Consider the following 17,499-nt stretch of genomic DNA (forward strand, 5'->3'; position numbering starts at 1 on the left):
TCCTTCACTCCTACCTTTATGGTATCGGCTTGTGGTTCACTACACTTGGCGGTAATTACCTGTGGTCGGACTATCTCCGACTGAATCAGTGCCATGCCCGGCACACTTGAAAGGGGAGTTTTTTAATGACTCCCCTCCTCTATTAAAAAAAGAAGCAATTATGCTTCTTTTCTATATGAGCAATTTACCTATGAATAGAACTTCTAATACTATATTTAGAATTATCAGGTAAATAAATAGTACCTTCTTATATTTTTTATAATTATTGAATAATGATACAGCTGCACAAATAACGAGCAGTGATGCCATCACCAGATACATAGTTTCAATAATTATATTCCCTTTCGCAAGTGTCATACCAAATACATAAAGTATGACAGCCATCAAGCTTGCTGCAAGAGATACAATAATTACCTTTTTCTGGTTTTCCATTAAGCATCCCTTTCAAGTTCTTTTAGTAAAGATTTTCCAATACCAGGATTTTCTACATTAAAGTTATCAGCAATAGTTGCACCAATCACTGCATAGCTTTCTAACAATCCAAGATTTTTTGGTTTATGAAGTGATTTGCTGTAAATAAGTAGTGGAACATGTTCTCTAGTATGATCAGTTCCTTTCCAAGTAGGATCATTACCATGATCTGCTGTAATCATGATTAAATCATCATCATTGACTGCAGCCATTAAATCAGATAATTGTGCATCAAATTCTTCAATAGCATCTCCATAGCCAATCGCATTTCTACGATGTCCATAAACTGCATCAAAGTCTACAAGATTCACAAAGATAAGTCCATGATGTTCTTTTTTGGCGAGTTCAATTGTCTTTTCCATACCATCTTTATTAGATACTGTATGAATGCCTTCAGTAATGCCTTCATCTACGAAGATATCAGGAATCTTACCAACACCTACAACATCAAGTCCTGCATCCTTTAAGCTATTAAGTACTGTTTTATCAAATGGCTTTAATGCATAATCATGTCTATTAGGTGTACGTTTAAATTCACCTTTTTTACGTCCAACAAAAGGTCTTGCTATTACACGTCCAACTTTCCATCTTTCATCCATGAGTAGTTCTCTTGCAATATGACATGCATCGTATAATTCTTCTAGTGGAATAATTTCTTCATTGGCTGCAATCTGGAATACAGAATCGGCTGATGTATAAACAATCCAGTCTCCTGTTTCTAACTGCTTTTCTCCAAGATCATCTAAAATTTTTGTGCCACTTTCAGCATAGTTACCTAAGCATTTTCTACCTGTCTTTTCTTCAAAAAGCTTGATAAACTCTTCTGGGAAGCCAGTATCTGTAAATGTTTTAAAAGGCTTAGTGACTTTAAGACCCATCATTTCCCAATGTCCTGTCATTGTATCCTTGCCGTTAGAGACTTCCTTTAGTGTAGCAGTAGTACCTAGAGGATGAGTAATTGGATGAATACCTTTAAAATCACCTAAATTACCTAAGCCCAATCCTTCCATATTAATAACATTCAGACCGTTTTTCGCTTCACAAATATGACCAATTGTATTAGCACCTTCATCTCCAAATAAAGCAGCATCTTCAGCATTTCCAATACCCATTGAGTCACATACAATCACAAATATTCTTTTGTATAATTCCTTACTCATCTTTTTTCCTCCTTGCATTGCCTGGATGATATTTATTATAGTCATCCAGTATCTGCTTATGTGTAACATGTGTATAGATTGTTGTTGTAGAAATATCCTGATGTCCAAGCATCACCTGAATAGATCTTAAATCACAATGATTTTCCAATAAAGTGGTCGCAAATGTATGTCTCAACATATGAGGTGTAAAATGATCTCTCACCCCTGCTTCTAATACAAGCTTTTGGAGAATGTTATAGAAGTTTTCTCTTGTCATACGACGACCATCATTCATCATAAAAAGCCATTGATTATTCTTTTTATTAAAGAAAGAACGTTCATTTTGCATATAGTTATAGACATAAGAGCATGTTTCTTTATCTAATGGAATTAATCGTTCTTTATTCCCTTTTCCTACGACACGAACATTAGAAACAGAGTGATTGATATCATTTATTTCCAGATGAACAAGTTCGCTTATTCTCATACCTGTATTAATAAGAAGAAGCATCATTGTTTTATTTCTTTTGCCTGCTGGATTGCTATCATCGATACTCTTAATAACCTTGATGATTTCTTCTAGACTTAATACTTTAGGAAGTTTTTTGTCTGTTTTTGGCAGATCATATTGCAGCATGATATCCTGCATGCCTCTTGTCCTAGATAAAAACTCATTGTACTGCCTTAAAGAAACGATTTTTCTTCTTATAGAAGTAACCTTATATCCATCATCCTTTAATTTGCAGAAATAAGCGTCTATATGAGATAAATCAAACTTTTTTATATCATAATCGATATATTCATAAAAAGCTCTTATATCCCTTATATAACCCTGTACAGTATTATCACTCAAGCCTCTTTCAAATAATAAATAGCTTTTAAAATCTTTTAAATCATATTCTTGCACGTGCTACACCTCTTGTCTATTATAACAACTTTTCTTAACTGTTTCCATCATGACGCTTACTATCTGGATGATAGTCTTTTGCCTTGATTAGATGCGCACTTGTCATTTTGTTAATATTCTCAATAAGACTATCAATAGGATCTGTCTTATTATTCTTTGTATCAAATATATTCATCTGCTGAATAATAGAATCTTTTCTTTTCACATTATTCAATGTTACACCAATGAGTCTTAATGGTTCATGAGTGTAATGCTTAGTAAAAAGCATCATGACATAACTATATATCTTTTCATAATCATTAATATAATCCTGTATCAGCATTTGTCTTGTCACACTGTGAAAACGCGTGTATTTTAATGTGATTACAATACAATTAGAATACATATCATGTTTTAAAGCGCGCTCAGAAACCGTTAAACATACTTTTTTAAATTCTTCTTTTAAACTATCCCCATCACTTATATCACTCTCAAAAGTTGTAGAGTGCCCAATTGATTTCATATCAGTATCTTCATAAATAACTGGTGAAAGATCCCTGCCATTTGCACGGTTGTAATAAATTAATGTATTCTTCCCTAAAAATTGTCTTATAGTCTGATAATTATCGTAATTCGCAATATCTCCAATTGTCTTGATTCCAGCTTCTTCTAGTTTAGGTGCAGTCTTTTTTCCAATGCCATACATATCCCCTACTTTAATAGGCCAAAGAACTTCTTTAAGATTCTTTTGGGTGATAATGGTAATTCCTAAAGGTTTCTTCATATCTGAAGCCATCTTTGAAAGAAACTTATTAGGAGAAATGCCAATCGAGCAAGGAAGAGATAAGGTAGACAAAATCCTATCCTGCATTTCCTTGGCGACAATATAAGGCTGTACGTGCGTCACTGTAAAATAATCACTCATATCTACATAACATTCATCAATACTCGCTATCTCGACTTTGTTGCTATAAGTATAAACAATATCAAAGAATTTCTGTGATAGTTCATGATATAGATTAAAATGCGGTTCTACCACGATCAAATCAGAACATTTCTCTTTAGCCATAAATAAAGGCATAGCAGAACTAATACCAAATTGTCTTGCTTCATAAGAAGCAGTAGATACAACGCTTCTTTTAGAATTATGACTGATGACAATTGGCTTTCCTCTTAATTCTGGATGCTGTGAAATTTCACAATTGGCATAAAAAGCATTCATATCAATATGAAATATAATACGCATACTCACCCTCCCAAAAAAAGAGCATATAACTTATATGCTCATCCTTGTAATAATCTTTTAGCATTTTCAATTGCTTCTGGAGTAATCACATCTCCTGAAAGCATCTTAGCAATTTCTTCTATTCTTTCGTCTTCATTTAATACTGCAAGTGATGAATAAGTCTCTTCATCCTGTGTTAGTTTCTTGATTGCATAATGATGATCAGCATGAATAGCAACCTGTGGTAAATGAGTGATACATAATACCTGATTGTTTAAAGCTATAGAATGCATTTTCTGACCAATTGCATCCGCAACTTTACCACTTACTCCAGTATCAATTTCATCAAATACAAGAGTATTGATACCGGTCTTAGACATTGTAATTGTCTTAATTGCAAGCATTAAACGAGATATTTCACCACCACTCGCAGTTTCATTTAATGGTGTAAATGCCTGTCCCTTATTCATAGAAACCACAAATGTAATAACGTCTTTTCCCATGTCATTAAGGTTACATTCTTTAATATCCACCTTTAACTTTGCATTTGGTAAATATAGATCCTGTAGTTCTTTTTCTAATGCATCGACAAATATAGTTCCCTGTTCATTTCTTAATGCAGTCAGCTTTTGTGCAATCTTATAAGCGTCCTGATAAGCGTGCTCTTTCTGTTTATTTAAATCTGCAAGAACATCTTCACGATTAAGTGAGGCATCTAGCTTTTCTTTTAAATCTGCCTGAGCCTGATAGATATCATCACATGAATAGCCATATTTTCTTTGCAGACGATGAATTGTGAAAAGTTCTTCCTGTAATTCATTAAAGCGATATTCATCAAAATCAATTGAATCAAATGCTGTTTCAACACGATCTACAATATCCTGCATACTATAATACTCATTATAGAATTCATCATACAATGAAGAAAATGTTTCATTATCACTCATATGACCAAGAGCACTTAATGCATCATTAATTCGACTTAATGCCCCCTGACGCTCTGACATAGATTCATTAAAAGCAGTCATATAGCCATGCATAGATTCATAATTCTTCATCACCCTGAGTTCATCTTCCAGACTGTCAATGATCTCATCTGTGTACTCAAAATCTTTTAGTTCATCATATTGCTTCTTATAATATTCTATTCTTTCATCACTTAAATCTTCCTGTTCAAGTTTCTTGATTTTCTGTGATATTTTCTTATATTCAAAATAATGATTTTGATATTCAGACAAAAGGGCTTCATCCTGATGATTCATAAATGACTGCAATATCTTTAAATGATTTTTCACATTAAAGATTTCCTGTGTCTGATATTGTGAATGAATATCTAATAAGCAAGGCGCAATCTGCTTTAAAGCACTGTTTGTAACAGTACGATAATTGATTTTAATTGTTGAACGTCCATTATCCATTATTTCTTTTGTAATAATTAAATCATCATCACCTTCTATATTGAGTTCATCCAAGATAAGGCCAATATGATCATTCATATCAAACACACCTTCAATAACTGCTTTCTTGGCGCCTTTTCTTACTAATGAAGAAGATGCTCTAGCACCACATAGCTGTTCAAGTGCATTGATAATAATAGATTTACCTGCACCTGTTTCCCCAGTCAAGGCTGTCATGCCTTCTTCAAAGTCCACTTGTGTTTGATCAATAATGACAAAAGAAGAGATAAAAAGACTTTTCAACATTTAAAATCACCTGCTTTCATTAAAATGTTTATGTGCTTCTGTGACAACGTCATCAATACAATAATCACTATTTTCTTGATGATCATTCACAAAATAACCAAGGAATTCAATATTACCTTCCCCTCCAGTTATCGGAGAGAATGTCAATCCTTTTAAAGAAAAACCATTATCATTTGCATAGCCGATTACTTCTTTAATGACTCTTTTATGGACCTTCGGATCCTTTACAATACCATGTTTTCCAACATCATCTTTTCCTGCTTCAAACTGAGGCTTAATTAAAGAAACAATCACACCATCTGGCGCAATGACGTTCTTTAATGCATTGAACATATGTCTTAAAGAAATAAAAGAGACATCAATAGAGGCAAATGTAGGCATACCATATTTGAAATCTTCTAGCTGTGCATAACGAAAATTATACTGTTCCATTACTTCTACACGTTCATCATTACGAAGCTTCCATACTAGCTGATTTGTTCCTACATCAACTGCATAAACCTTCTGAGCACCATGCTGTAAAGCACAATCTGTAAAACCACCCGTAGAAGACCCAATATCAATCATAATGACATCTGTAAGATCCAAATGATAAAGATCAATGGCTTTTTCAAGCTTTAAACCACCACGAGATACATATCTTAGCTTTTCACCCTTAACAAAAAGCTTTGTATCAACTGGAATTTTAGTTCCTGGTTTATCAATATAATCATTTTCATCTCTCACAATGCCTGCCATAATAGCTCTTTGTGCCTGATTTCTAGACTCAAATAAGCCTTGCTGGACACATAAAATATCAATTCTTTCTTTTTTCATGTTCTATTTCCTCAATTTTATTTTTCAAATCATTCAACGAAATATGTTCCTGTTTATATAAGAACTCGTTATCTCCAAAGGTGACATAATGATCATCAATACCAATAAATGACATATCAACATGAATATGATTCTTTTCATAATATAAACTCATAATACTACCTAAAGAACCATTTATAAGATCCGTTTCATAAACAATGATTGGTTTATCACTTATTCTTTCTAACATATCTTTATCTATTGGTTTGATGAATCTTGCATTAATAATATTAATAGGAAGATGATCAGTCTCAGCCATCTTTAAAACTGCTAGTACATTATCACCATAAGTAACAACATTTACAGCCGCATCTTCCGTTTCTTTAATTAGTTCCCATTGACCTACTTTTATAGTCTCATCAGTATGATGGTGTGTATTAATAACTTTGTTTTTTGAATAACGCATCACATATGGATGATCTTTATTTTGATATGCTGTATTAATCATTTTTTGTGCTTCTTCTTCATTTTTAGGTGCCATAATAATAACACCTGGAATAGGTGCAATAAGACCAATATCAAAAACACCATGATGTGTCGCACCATCTCCACCTACTAAGCCAGCACGATCAATACCAATAAGACATGGAAGATTCATTCTCGCAATATCATGATTAAGCTGATCATATGCACGCTGGAAAAAAGAAGAATAAACACTTAAGAATGGGAATTCTTCTCCCTGAGAAAGACCTGCCGCAAGAGTCATTGCATGTTCTTCTGCAATCCCAACATCGAATGAACGATCTGGATAATTTTTAAAGATTTTCTGTAAACAGCTGCCTGTAATCATGGCTGGAGTAATTACACATATATCATCATGTTTATTCATCAAGTACTCTACATGATCACTCACCGATTGACTCCATGAATGTTTTTCTTGATCTAATACAGGCTGAATACCTTTAACTATGTCAAAAGCTCCTACACTGTGATAAACCCCTGAGCGATCCTTTTCTGCAGGCTCATAGCCTTTTCCCTTCTTTGTCAGAACATGAAGGACAACGCTATGATCCAAGTTCTTTACTGTTTCTAAAGCACGAATCAACTCTTCAATATTATGCCCATCAACAGGACCTATATAATCTAAATCAAACTGAGCAAATGGCGTATCCAGTAAGATTTTTCTTTTTACTTTATCTTTTACTCGCTTTGTCGCATCAAATATTTTCTTACCAAAATCAGACTGTGAAAGTATCTCAGTATAATTACTTTTTGCCTGATTATACTTATAAGACATTCTTACATCTGATAAAAAGTTTGATAAACCTCCTACATTGCGAGAAATAGACATATTGTTATCATTCAATATAACAATGACCTTAGTATCAATTCCACCAAGAAAATTCAAGGCTTCTAGAGATTCACCACTCATTAATGCAGCATCTCCAATAATACTAATAACTTCAAAGTTTTCTTTTTTAAGGTCACGCGCAATAGCTAAACCTGTCGCACCAGATATAGTGGTAGAAGAATGTCCTGCTTCCCAAGGATCATGAATGCTTTCATGACGATTCTGGAAGCCACACATCCCGCCATATTTCTTAAGTTTATTAAACATAGGTGCACGACCAGTCAAGATTTTATGAACATAAGCCTGATGTCCCACATCAAAAAGGAACTTATCCTTTGGCGAATCAAATACATAATGAAGGGCAACAGTAAGTTCTACTATACCTAAATTACTGGAAAAGTGACCTCCTGTTTTAGAAATATTTTCGATTAGAAAATCCCTTATATCCTGTGATAACTGATTTAGTTCGTCAATATTCAATTGTTTCAAGAATCGAGGGTTCTCAATCTTCTTAATTTCCATTTAATTCACTCTTTTCATAATAATCTGGAATAATTCAATCATCAATCCATGATTAAGTTGTAAATCATAAACATCAGCCAAACATTCTTCAAATAATTCTTCTACACGTTTTTGAGATTTTTCTAAACCAAGCAATGAAACATATGTAGACTTATGATTCGCAATATCACTGCCTACTTTCTTACCTAATGTTTCAGTTGTGCTTGTTACATCTAAAATATCATCTTGAATCTGAAATGCAAGACCTAGCTTAAATCCGATGTTTTCTAACTTATCAGCATCTTCTTTTTTCGCAATTAATCCTGCAATCTTCATAGGGACTGAAATAAGTGCACCTGTCTTATCGTGATGAATAGCTTGTAATTCATCAAGTGTTGCAGTATGTGTTTCAAAATACATATCCTGCTGCTGACCATAAATCATACCACCTAGTCCAGACGCATTATATAAATAACGCAGTACTTCCACTTTAAGTGGATCATCAAGATCCATTCTTAAAATCACATTCATTGATTCATTTAATAAAGCATCACCTGCTAAAATTGCAGTTGCTTCATCAAATTGTTTATGACATGTTGGTTTTCCTCGTCTTAAATCATCGTTATCCATTCCAGGAAGATCATCATGAATTAAAGAATATGTATGAATCATTTCAATAGCACATGCAATATCAATATATCTATGATAATCAACACTATATGCACGTAATGTCTGAATAAATAGAAGTGGTCTTAATCTTTTACCACCTGCCATCACAGAATATGTCATAGCTTCCTTTACTGATCCTGGACGATATGAAGATAAGATTTCTTTTAATCTCGCATTTACTTCTTCAATAATATTATTCATCATCATCACCTAGATAATCTTTTAATTGATTTTCCTCAAATATTTTAGTTACTTCCTGATCAACATCTTTTAACTTCTGATCACAAAAAGCAGCAAGTGACACACCTTCCTTGTAAAGGTCAAGGCTCTCATCTAAAGATGCTTCATTGTTTTCTAATAAATCAATAATTTCATCTAGACGTGTCATTGCTTCTTCATATGTCTTTTCTGCCATCAATATCACCTACTTCACTATCGCTTCTTTTTCACCATCCACATAAATAAGTGTGACTGTATCATTATGTGATAATTCATTTACACTCTTAATGATATGATCATCTTTTTTAGAGATAATATAACCTCTCTGCATTGTTTTAAGAGGACTAAGTAAATCAAGTTTTTCAACTGAATAAATAAAAGAAGTCTTTTTATTTTTTAAATAATTTATAAACTGAGATTCCAGTAATTCTTGGTTGTTACTTATATTTTTTCTCTCAATCAATTGTTTTTGTTTCATCAACGTATTGAGTTGAATTATTTTTTTGTGCATTTCGTAACGAGACTGTTGTTTAATCCTGATTTTAAAGTTGTTTAGCTTTAATTGCATATTATCTAATTTCATGAACTTAGTTTCGAATATTCTAGAAGGATCAGTAAAAACATAAGAGCGCTGATACTTTTCTAATTTCTGTCTTTCTAGATAAATAGTTTTTCTCATCACATTTGATAATCTAGCTATTTTATTCTCGAGATGATTCAACAGTTCTTTTTGTGAAGGAACTGCAGCCACTGCCGCAGCTGTAGGAGTAGGTGCACGTAAATCACTGACATAATCTACTAACGTATAATCTGTTTCATGTCCTACCCCAGTAATGATAGGCGTCTTCAAATCATAAACACAACGTGCTAAAGCCTCTTCATTAAAGTTCCATAAATCTTCAATGGATCCTCCACCTCTTACAAGAAGAATTGTAGAGTATCCCATCTCATCCACCTTTTTTAATGTATCAGCAATCACTTGATAAGCATCTCTTCCTTGAACAGGAACAGGATAAATATCTCTTTCCACTAAAGGATAACGCTGATGAAGTGTACGTAACACATCCTGCAAAGCGGCTCCTTGTTTAGCTGAAAGAATAGCCAGGCGTTCAGGCATAGATGGAATTTCTTTCTTATGTATAGCATTAAAGAGACCTTCTCTTTCCAAGGCCTGCTTCAACTCATTAAAACGAAGATAGAGATTACCTAAGCCATCCTCCTGCATACTTCTGACATAAAGCTGATATCTTCCTGCTCTTTCAAATACAGAAACCTGCGCTGTAATAAATACCTTCATTCCATCTTTTAATCTGAACTTTAAATAACGTGCCTGTGATGCAAACATAATTGCACTGATAGATGATTCCGTTTGATCATCCTTTAGAGTAAAGTACATATGACCTGAAGGATGTGGACGATAATTAGATATCTCGCCACGAATATATACAGTCTGAAGCTGCATGTCATTATCTAGTTTTGCTTTAATATAGCGATTTAAAGCATGTACGCTTACGTATTGTCGTTCCATTATTCAATTGCAGTTAAAACACCATTAATGAATTTATAAGAATCTTCATCACAATACTGTTTTGCATTGATAACAGCTTCATTAATAACAATGCTCTTGTCTAATTCTGATTCTAGTAACTCACATGTTGCCACAAGAAGAATAGCCTGTTCCATCTTATTTAAACGTTCAAAAGACCATCCTCTTTTTAATTTAGTATTTAATAAAGTTTCATAAGAACCTTTGTTTTCCATAACTGTATCAATCAACCAGTAACAGAACTGTTCTGCTGATCTACCTTCAATTAATGCTTCATCAGCATGAACATATTCTTTAAGTTCTTCTTTAGATGCATCAACTGTTAACCATTGATATACTGCAATTATTGCTTTTTCTCTAGCGATTTGTCTAATTGTTTTTTCCATTTTTAAAGGACCTCCATAATACTCATTTATTTTAACACATTGACTCTTTTTATAAAAGATTTTACATATCTTTGCGTGTTCAAAAAAAATAAAAGCAAGTCAGACTTGCTTTTAGAAATCAATAGCTTCTACTACAACATCAACACTCTTAACTGTTACAGCAGCCATTTCTTTAATTCCAGAAGCAATCTTCTTCTGTAATTCTTTTGTCTTGGCTGTAATGTTTGTACCATATTTAATACGAACATGAACTGTGATATAAACTTCATTATCTCTAATAGTGCAGTTCACAAGATTCTTTGTACCTGTAACAGAAAAACCTTTTGAAGTATCTAGCTTAATATCCTTATCTTCAGCAGCAACCTGCTTAGTAATAATATCAAAAACCTGAACGCTCATCATAATATCGCCATTAATTGGGCTTCCCTTATATGTATAATATTCATTACGTGCCATAAAATTACCTCTTCTTTCTTTCCCTTATATTCTATAAGAAAACAGGGATAATTACAAGTGTTGATATAATAACACCGTGTTAAAAAAGGAAGAGATTAAGCTCTTCCTGAATATTTTCCTTCAACTGTATTAACTACAACAACTTCGCCTTCTTCAATAAATAGAGGCACTTTAATCTGATAACCTGTTTCAATAGTAGCAAACTTAGTTGCTCCTGTTGCAGTATCACCCTTAACTGCTGCTTCAGTTTCAATAACCTTAAATGGTACATTGACTGGTAAAGCAACACCAAGGATTTCACCTTCATAGCTTGTTACTTCTACATTATCAGAAGGTTTCATGAAGTTGATTTCCCATTCCAAGCGATCTGCAGGAATTTCAACCTGGTCATATGTTTCATTATCCATAAATACTAACATACCACCATTGTCATATAAATACTGCATCTTGCTCTTTTCTACCTGAGCCTTCTTTACCTTCGCGTTACTACCAAATGTCATTTCGGTAGTAGTTCCTGTTCTCATGTTCTTCATTTTAACACGAATGTTCGCTGCAGCACGTGCTGTCTTGTTGTGGCTATAATCTAAACAAACATATAGATTGCCATCATATTCAAATGTTACTCCTGGTCTTAAATCAGTTGCATTAATCATAACTTTACTTCATCCTTTCTAATCGCACCTTATTATAGCAAAGTTCCTCTATAAAGTAAAGTATCCTTGCATTAATGCCCATATGTACACGCATGCATATCTAAACTATCCATATTTATTTTTGCCTGCATTGTATAATGATATGACTTCGTTGTGATATCACAATCAATAATATAATCAGTTCCATCATCATCTACATTATAGCTAATAACACTATCTTCCATTTCAAAAGTATCCCCTAATAAAATATCCTGATCAATAGTAGAACGCCAATATCGCCTTAACAATATTTCTATACGTCTCTGCTGATTCATCATTTTTTGGTAATGTGTTAATTCATATTGTCTTGTCATCAGCGTGCAATAGCTGAAAAGACTTGTAAATAATATGAGAAAAATGACTAATACTACCTGTAATACACTTCCTCTATTCTTCGACATAAGTTTCCTGCTTTCTATACAAATCGCAAATCATGTATGTATATTTTTGTTTTTTTCTTGTCACTGTCATATACATATAAGCATCCTTCTCGAAAAATAGCACATCATCTATATCAGTAATAAGGATTTCATACCCAGGTGTCTTCACTAGTCTTCTTTTCTCAAAAATGATTGTATTTTCTTCACCCTTATCATCATAATAGCCAATATCTTCACTATATGTCTTGATTTTAGAAACAAGAAGATAATCTGCTAGTTGTTTCGCACCTACTGCAATATCCTGATTGTTATTGACTACAGGCACTCTTAACAAACGTACAAGAGAAGGAACATTCATCACAATCAGCAGACAAATAGATAAAGAAAGCAGCAGTTCTATTAGCGTAAAGCCTTTTTGAGTTTTGATTGGATATCATCTCCTTCTTCTACAATCTTAAGTTCTTGTTGATTACAATTATCCTGATTATATTTAAATCTTAGCTGTGCTTTATTTAAAACAGTCCAAGAACCTACAAAATAAACAACAATCATCAAATAAATGGATAAAGCAAACAATGATTCAATAAGTGTATTTCCCTTTTGATTAAGTAACATAATAAGCCCCACTTCCTAACTGAAAAACAAATTTCTTAATATGATGTGGTGTTTTTAATACAATTGTTTTCGCAATCTTAATACGACCATGATCATTAAAAGTAAATGTATGATTTGTAAGAAAAGTATACCCTTCCTCTAAATTCAATGTCTTATTTTCCTTACCAATCAAGTCTATTCTATGATTAGATACAGACACCTTGACTGTATCTTTTTCCACTATAGCCATCGCCCTTGCTTCATCAAACATCGCTTTAATAAGCGCTATTTCTTCATTTTCATTAATCGTACGAGTATGAAGTGTCATACATAACGAGGATAAAAAGATAGTAATAGATAAAACAAACAACATTTCTACGACAGTAAATCCCTTTCTATACATATGCCTGTCCATTTGATATATAAATTGATTTTCCATTAGGACATGTTGCTTGTTTTTTAGTGAGATAAGGATTTGAACCAGATGTTAATTGAGAAATGCTGGTAGGCAGTTCATCATGTTCAATCTGATATAAGATAATTTGTGAATTAACAACTTCAACCTGCGCTTCACATCCCTTTCCTTTTACAACATCGTTCTTACTTGTTACATTAGGAATAACGAGTAATAAGATGACTAGAATAACAGAAATACAGAATATCATCTCAATAAGAGTAAAACCTGCTTTATGATTTTTCATAGAACCTCCTAAATATCTCCAATAACATTCATCATCGGAATAATAACTGCAATATATATTGTGATGACGAAAAATGCGACAAACCCATAAACAATTGGTACAAAAAGCTTTGTAAACTTATTAACAGCATATGTAATCTGTTCCTGAGAAATATCTAAATACGCTCTCATTGACCCTATTTCATCAGGATTCTTTAAAAACATCTTATACATAGAGACAAAGAGATGATCGAAATAGGGAAAACCATCTATAATATTTTCTAGCTGCTCGCCTTCTTTTAAACGAATATAGATTTCATAAAGTACAATCTTAATATCACTTTGACTCATACTCTCATTCAACATTGTAATAATAGTATTAGAATCAATATGATCTTCTAACAACTCATTGAAATAGAGACAGAACTTAAAAGTGAAATATTTCTGAATATACTTCTTTAAGAGAGGTACTTTCAGATAACGTTCAATAATCCAGAACTTCTTTTTCTTTAAAGAAATAAGAAAATAAACACAAGATATAATCAATGCAGATAATAAGCCAATAATCAAAATAGGAATGAGGCGAATAATAAAGAATAGAATAGTAAAGCTTAAAGATGGATTCATCCCAAATGAACTGAATAGTGTAGTAACTTTAGGAAATAGAATAAAAGTTGCAAACAGAGAGAAAAAGAGTAAAAATACAATTAAAATTAGAGGATATGTCATCTGGGCAACTAATTTCTTTTTCATTGAATATATTTCATTATATATTTTTAAACTATTCTTAATCGCATCTGAAATGGTGGAACGCATAGAAAAGAAAGTAAAGAATTCAATGAATAAAGGCGGAAGATGAGGATCTAGCAATGCATCAGTTAAATTCTCTCCATCATATATTTTCTGCAATATTGTATCAATGCTTGGATGATCATTAATATCTTTACAAATAAGTAATGTTTCTTCTATCCCATAACCCTGTTCGAGAAGATTAGATAAATTTTCAAGAAATAAAAGATCATTGTCCATTCAACTCATCCTTAAACAAATACTGATCACAGTGCTTTTCTTTAATAAGCATTAAAGCATTGTCTTTAAATGATGGATAACTAACTGTATGATTCACAAAATATTGTTTAATCTGTGTCTTATTCATTGTTTCAGGAAGTATGATGACTTTTTTATTCCTTCTATCATATTTAATGCGCTGTGTAACTACACCAATCAATACGTCCTCTAAATCCGTTTCATTAATGCCCAAATTCAACATTCTCTTTATTACCAACAATGAGTTACTGGCATGAATAGTAGATAATACCAGATGTCCTGTCAAAGCACATGTAATCGCAAGTTTTGCGGTCTTTTCATCTCTAATTTCACCAATCATGATCACATCTGGATCATGTCTTAAAATCTGTTTCAATGAATTATAATAATCAATACCTAAGCTTTCATTCATTTCTATCTGCAGACAGTGTTCCTTCACTATTTCTATTGGATCCTCTAACGTAACAACATTTCTTCCTCCCATTTCAATAATCTTATCAAGTATGGCATATAAAGTCGTTGATTTACCTGAACCTGTAGCACCTGCCACTAAAAAGAGTCCTGACTTTTGATAACAAATTTCATTAAGAAAGAAAGTAAAGTCATCAATCTCTGATATCTCATTAATGGTGATGTTTTCATGATTATTTAGTATCCTTATGACTATACTTTCAAAATCCATTCCAGGTAAATAAGAAACACGAAGGAAATAAATATGTTCATTGATGTAGTAGTGAAAAGCACCCGTTTGAGGGACCATCTTATAATTCACATTAATGAAAGACTTATATTTCAGATAATTCATGATTTTAGCACCTATTGTACTTTCATAATCTTGATAATGCTGCAACTCTCCAAACACTCTAAATTGAATACTCAAATGGTCCGTCAATTTGAAATGGATATCTGTAGAATCAGCTTTTAGTGCTTTGAAAAAAATTGTTTCAAATAGTTCATCCATAAAATAACCTCCTACTATTATATACAAGATACAAAACTATTTTTCTCATAGAACTAAAAAAAAGATTCAGTGAAATTTACTGAATCTTTGTACATGTAATACTTTCAATAACCGGCTGATACTTTTTTTGTACTGTTCCATTGCTGTCTTCTGTTTTTACATCATTACAGATCTTATCAACAATATCCATTCCTGAATAAGCACATCCAAATGCTGCATACTCACCATCTAATGAAGGTGCATCTTCATGCATAATGAAGAACTGACTGCTTGCACTATCATTAGACTGACTTCTTGCCATTGAAATAACGCCTCTTGTATGCTTCAAAGGATTATCTATACCATTACTAGAGAATTCACCTTTAATAGTATCTTTAGAGCCTCCAGTTCCATCTCCATTAGGATCTCCGCCCTGTATCATAAATCCTTTAATAATACGATGGAATGTTAAGCCATTATAGAAGCCATCATTTGCAAGTCCGACAAAATTACTTACTGTAATAGGTGCTGTATTCGCATCAAGCTTTAATTTAAGTGAACCATAATTTTTAATCTTGATTTCACAATCATAATAACCTGTTAATAAATCTTTTAATCCAGATACCTTGATCTTCTTAATAGGATTCTTGATGGTAAGTCCTAAATCTTCTGCTTGTGATTTAGAATATTTAGCACTAATAGTAATTTCATCACCATTAGAAAGTGCACCATTCTCACCATTTTCTAATGTATATTCTACATTACTTACAAAATCTCTAATATCAGAATTGGATTTATCATACTTTGTATTATTATCGACATAAACCTCTCCCTTACCATTATAGCCTTTAATTGTTACTTTGATATTACTTGTCAAGTCGATTGTTCCTCCCGGTTTAGAAGAACATCCTATAAGTGTAGAACCTATAGCCAAAGCAAGTATTAAACGTATTATCTTTTTCATTTCATAAACCTCCATTTCTCATTATAATTGAAAGCGCATTATTTTCATATATAAAAAATTAAAAAAGTCCTCTATTCAGGGGTTAGAGGACGAATTGAAATGGACAATGAGAACGTATAACTCTTATACACAAGGGAAAAACCAAATATAAGTGTTAAAATCAACTTCTTTGCCATTATATACCGAAAATTATAAATTTTGAAATTTTCGCATAAAACAGCATTATTTATACTCAAAAAGATAAATATGGGTTATTTTCCTTTTCTAAAGAGATTTTGGATTGTGGACCATGTCCTGGATATACATCGGCATCAAATGTAAATTGTTTTATTTTACTTAAAGACTGCATCATAGCAGATTGACTTCCTGTAGGAAAATCAATTCTTCCACAGCCGCCTTTAAATAATGTATCACCAGTAAATAACGCATTCTCCTGTTCATAATAATAAAGACAGCTTCCTTTTGCATGACCTGGTGTCTCATAAACTTTGAAATTCATACCGCCAAGCATAATTGTACCATCAATAATTTGTACATCTTCTACAATATACTTTTCTCCACCAATCATAATTGAGAGATTTTCATCCCAGTTAAGCATCATATCTTTAGTATCTTTTGTGGCATATACATCTGCATGATAGTATGCTTTTAATTCATTCACAGCACCAATATGATCAAAATGACCATGTGTCAAAAGAATCCCTTTTACTTCTAAATGATCCTTCTTTATTTGCAGTATAATATGATCTGCTTCATCTCCTGGATCAATAATAACACAGTTATGACCACAACTCACTATATAACAATTCTCCTGTAAAGGACCTACCACTAATCTTTTAATCATGTAAAAAATCCT

The 17,499-nt window shown here is 32.6% G+C and carries 22 protein-coding genes; all 22 read right to left on the minus strand.

Features of this window, described 5'->3' with window-relative positions; translation table 11 throughout:
• Positions 1 to 171: 171 nt before the first annotated feature.
• Positions 172 to 432, minus strand: a complete 261-nt coding sequence (locus tag QZQ55_RS07255; RefSeq protein WP_295091686.1) for a hypothetical protein — start codon at positions 430 to 432, stop codon at positions 172 to 174.
• Positions 432 to 1,631, minus strand: a complete 1,200-nt coding sequence (locus QZQ55_RS07260; protein WP_295091689.1) for a phosphopentomutase — start codon at positions 1,629 to 1,631, stop codon at positions 432 to 434. The genes QZQ55_RS07255 and QZQ55_RS07260 overlap by 1 nt, the downstream gene beginning before the upstream one ends.
• Positions 1,624 to 2,517 carry a tyrosine recombinase gene (locus tag QZQ55_RS07265; protein WP_295091692.1) on the minus strand — a complete coding sequence of 298 codons (894 nt, stop codon included), beginning with the start codon at positions 2,515 to 2,517 and terminating at the stop codon, positions 1,624 to 1,626. The genes QZQ55_RS07260 and QZQ55_RS07265 overlap by 8 nt, the downstream gene beginning before the upstream one ends.
• A gap of 34 nt (positions 2,518 to 2,551) precedes the next feature.
• On the minus strand, positions 2,552 to 3,742 hold the full coding sequence (locus QZQ55_RS07270; RefSeq protein WP_295091695.1) for a DNA polymerase IV: 1,191 nt from the start codon (positions 3,740 to 3,742) through the stop codon (positions 2,552 to 2,554).
• A 38-nt stretch (positions 3,743 to 3,780) separates the two neighbouring features.
• Positions 3,781 to 5,424 (minus strand): DNA repair protein RecN, encoded by a 1,644-nt coding sequence (recN, locus tag QZQ55_RS07275; protein ID WP_295091697.1) that lies wholly within the window; start codon positions 5,422 to 5,424, stop codon positions 3,781 to 3,783.
• Positions 5,425 to 5,430: 6 nt separating this feature from the next.
• Positions 5,431 to 6,240 (minus strand): TlyA family RNA methyltransferase, encoded by an 810-nt coding sequence (locus tag QZQ55_RS07280; protein WP_215656873.1) that lies wholly within the window; start codon positions 6,238 to 6,240, stop codon positions 5,431 to 5,433.
• Complete coding sequence (gene dxs / locus QZQ55_RS07285) at positions 6,221 to 8,092, minus strand: 1-deoxy-D-xylulose-5-phosphate synthase (RefSeq protein ID WP_295091700.1); 1,872 nt, start codon at positions 8,090 to 8,092, stop codon at positions 6,221 to 6,223. The genes QZQ55_RS07280 and dxs overlap by 20 nt, the downstream gene beginning before the upstream one ends.
• Positions 8,093 to 8,941, minus strand: a complete 849-nt coding sequence (locus QZQ55_RS07290) for a polyprenyl synthetase family protein (protein WP_295091703.1) — start codon at positions 8,939 to 8,941, stop codon at positions 8,093 to 8,095. It lies immediately after the preceding gene.
• Positions 8,934 to 9,155 carry an exodeoxyribonuclease VII small subunit gene (gene xseB, locus QZQ55_RS07295; protein WP_040390138.1) on the minus strand — a complete coding sequence of 74 codons (222 nt, stop codon included), beginning with the start codon at positions 9,153 to 9,155 and terminating at the stop codon, positions 8,934 to 8,936. Before xseB ends, QZQ55_RS07290 begins: the two co-directional genes overlap by 8 nt.
• Before the next feature lie 9 nt (positions 9,156 to 9,164).
• The gene (gene xseA / locus QZQ55_RS07300) at positions 9,165 to 10,487 is read right to left on the minus strand and encodes an exodeoxyribonuclease VII large subunit (protein ID WP_295091706.1); all 1,323 of its coding nucleotides are present in this window, start codon (positions 10,485 to 10,487) and stop codon (positions 9,165 to 9,167) included.
• Positions 10,487 to 10,891, minus strand: coding sequence for a transcription antitermination factor NusB (gene nusB, locus QZQ55_RS07305; protein ID WP_295091709.1), 405 nt, complete (start codon positions 10,889 to 10,891; stop codon positions 10,487 to 10,489). Before nusB ends, xseA begins: the two co-directional genes overlap by 1 nt.
• Before the next feature lie 111 nt (positions 10,892 to 11,002).
• Positions 11,003 to 11,347, minus strand: a complete 345-nt coding sequence (locus tag QZQ55_RS07310; RefSeq protein ID WP_295091712.1) for an Asp23/Gls24 family envelope stress response protein — start codon at positions 11,345 to 11,347, stop codon at positions 11,003 to 11,005.
• 95 nt (positions 11,348 to 11,442) lie between these two features.
• Positions 11,443 to 12,000 (minus strand): elongation factor P, encoded by a 558-nt coding sequence (efp, locus tag QZQ55_RS07315; protein WP_295091715.1) that lies wholly within the window; start codon positions 11,998 to 12,000, stop codon positions 11,443 to 11,445.
• Positions 12,001 to 12,071: 71 nt separating this feature from the next.
• Complete coding sequence (locus QZQ55_RS07320; protein ID WP_295091718.1) at positions 12,072 to 12,440, minus strand: hypothetical protein; 369 nt, start codon at positions 12,438 to 12,440, stop codon at positions 12,072 to 12,074.
• On the minus strand, positions 12,427 to 12,777 hold the full coding sequence (locus QZQ55_RS07325; protein ID WP_295091721.1) for a competence type IV pilus minor pilin ComGF: 351 nt from the start codon (positions 12,775 to 12,777) through the stop codon (positions 12,427 to 12,429). Before QZQ55_RS07325 ends, QZQ55_RS07320 begins: the two co-directional genes overlap by 14 nt.
• Positions 12,778 to 12,818: 41 nt before the next feature.
• On the minus strand, positions 12,819 to 13,034 hold the full coding sequence (locus QZQ55_RS07330; protein WP_295091724.1) for a hypothetical protein: 216 nt from the start codon (positions 13,032 to 13,034) through the stop codon (positions 12,819 to 12,821).
• Positions 13,024 to 13,416, minus strand: a complete 393-nt coding sequence (gene comGD / locus QZQ55_RS07335) for a competence type IV pilus minor pilin ComGD (RefSeq protein WP_295091728.1) — start codon at positions 13,414 to 13,416, stop codon at positions 13,024 to 13,026. The genes QZQ55_RS07330 and comGD overlap by 11 nt, the downstream gene beginning before the upstream one ends.
• Positions 13,409 to 13,714 (minus strand): competence type IV pilus major pilin ComGC, encoded by a 306-nt coding sequence (gene comGC, locus QZQ55_RS07340; RefSeq protein ID WP_295091730.1) that lies wholly within the window; start codon positions 13,712 to 13,714, stop codon positions 13,409 to 13,411. Before comGC ends, comGD begins: the two co-directional genes overlap by 8 nt.
• Positions 13,715 to 13,722: 8 nt before the next feature.
• Positions 13,723 to 14,721 (minus strand): type II secretion system F family protein, encoded by a 999-nt coding sequence (locus QZQ55_RS07345; protein ID WP_295091733.1) that lies wholly within the window; start codon positions 14,719 to 14,721, stop codon positions 13,723 to 13,725.
• Positions 14,711 to 15,700, minus strand: coding sequence for an ATPase, T2SS/T4P/T4SS family (locus QZQ55_RS07350; protein ID WP_295091736.1), 990 nt, complete (start codon positions 15,698 to 15,700; stop codon positions 14,711 to 14,713). The genes QZQ55_RS07345 and QZQ55_RS07350 overlap by 11 nt, the downstream gene beginning before the upstream one ends.
• 76 nt (positions 15,701 to 15,776) lie before the next feature.
• Positions 15,777 to 16,310 carry a peptidylprolyl isomerase gene (locus tag QZQ55_RS07355; protein WP_295091742.1) on the minus strand — a complete coding sequence of 178 codons (534 nt, stop codon included), beginning with the start codon at positions 16,308 to 16,310 and terminating at the stop codon, positions 15,777 to 15,779.
• A 565-nt stretch (positions 16,311 to 16,875) separates the two neighbouring features.
• Positions 16,876 to 17,499: MBL fold metallo-hydrolase (locus QZQ55_RS07360; protein WP_295091739.1), on the minus strand; the 624-nt coding region annotated here is incomplete at its 5' end.

The organism is uncultured Catenibacterium sp. (genome assembly GCF_900540665.1).
Classification (GTDB): Bacteria; Bacillota_I; Bacilli_A; order Erysipelotrichales; family Coprobacillaceae; genus Catenibacterium.

What these genes read in the sequence shown, in the direction of transcription:
- QZQ55_RS07255 (WP_295091686.1), bottom strand. Translation starts at nt 432, where the DNA reads ATGGAAAACCAGAAAAAGGTAATTATTGTATCTCTTGCAGCAAGCTTG.
- QZQ55_RS07260 (WP_295091689.1), bottom strand. Translation starts at nt 1,631, where the DNA reads ATGAGTAAGGAATTATACAAAAGAATATTTGTGATTGTATGTGACTCA.
- QZQ55_RS07270 (WP_295091695.1), bottom strand. Translation starts at nt 3,742, where the DNA reads ATGCGTATTATATTTCATATTGATATGAATGCTTTTTATGCCAATTGT.
- recN (WP_295091697.1), bottom strand. Translation starts at nt 5,424, where the DNA reads ATGTTGAAAAGTCTTTTTATCTCTTCTTTTGTCATTATTGATCAAACA.
- QZQ55_RS07280 (WP_215656873.1), bottom strand. Translation starts at nt 6,240, where the DNA reads ATGAAAAAAGAAAGAATTGATATTTTATGTGTCCAGCAAGGCTTATTT.
- dxs (WP_295091700.1), bottom strand. Translation starts at nt 8,092, where the DNA reads ATGGAAATTAAGAAGATTGAGAACCCTCGATTCTTGAAACAATTGAAT.
- QZQ55_RS07290 (WP_295091703.1), bottom strand. Translation starts at nt 8,941, where the DNA reads ATGAATAATATTATTGAAGAAGTAAATGCGAGATTAAAAGAAATCTTA.
- xseB (WP_040390138.1), bottom strand. Translation starts at nt 9,155, where the DNA reads ATGGCAGAAAAGACATATGAAGAAGCAATGACACGTCTAGATGAAATT.
- xseA (WP_295091706.1), bottom strand. Translation starts at nt 10,487, where the DNA reads ATGGAACGACAATACGTAAGCGTACATGCTTTAAATCGCTATATTAAA.
- nusB (WP_295091709.1), bottom strand. Translation starts at nt 10,891, where the DNA reads ATGGAAAAAACAATTAGACAAATCGCTAGAGAAAAAGCAATAATTGCA.
- QZQ55_RS07310 (WP_295091712.1), bottom strand. Translation starts at nt 11,347, where the DNA reads ATGGCACGTAATGAATATTATACATATAAGGGAAGCCCAATTAATGGC.
- efp (WP_295091715.1), bottom strand. Translation starts at nt 12,000, where the DNA reads ATGATTAATGCAACTGATTTAAGACCAGGAGTAACATTTGAATATGAT.
- QZQ55_RS07320 (WP_295091718.1), bottom strand. Translation starts at nt 12,440, where the DNA reads ATGTCGAAGAATAGAGGAAGTGTATTACAGGTAGTATTAGTCATTTTT.
- QZQ55_RS07325 (WP_295091721.1), bottom strand. Translation starts at nt 12,777, where the DNA reads ATGAATGTTCCTTCTCTTGTACGTTTGTTAAGAGTGCCTGTAGTCAAT.
- QZQ55_RS07330 (WP_295091724.1), bottom strand. Translation starts at nt 13,034, where the DNA reads ATGTTACTTAATCAAAAGGGAAATACACTTATTGAATCATTGTTTGCT.
- comGD (WP_295091728.1), bottom strand. Translation starts at nt 13,416, where the DNA reads ATGTATAGAAAGGGATTTACTGTCGTAGAAATGTTGTTTGTTTTATCT.
- comGC (WP_295091730.1), bottom strand. Translation starts at nt 13,714, where the DNA reads ATGAAAAATCATAAAGCAGGTTTTACTCTTATTGAGATGATATTCTGT.
- QZQ55_RS07345 (WP_295091733.1), bottom strand. Translation starts at nt 14,721, where the DNA reads ATGGACAATGATCTTTTATTTCTTGAAAATTTATCTAATCTTCTCGAA.
- QZQ55_RS07350 (WP_295091736.1), bottom strand. Translation starts at nt 15,700, where the DNA reads ATGGATGAACTATTTGAAACAATTTTTTTCAAAGCACTAAAAGCTGAT.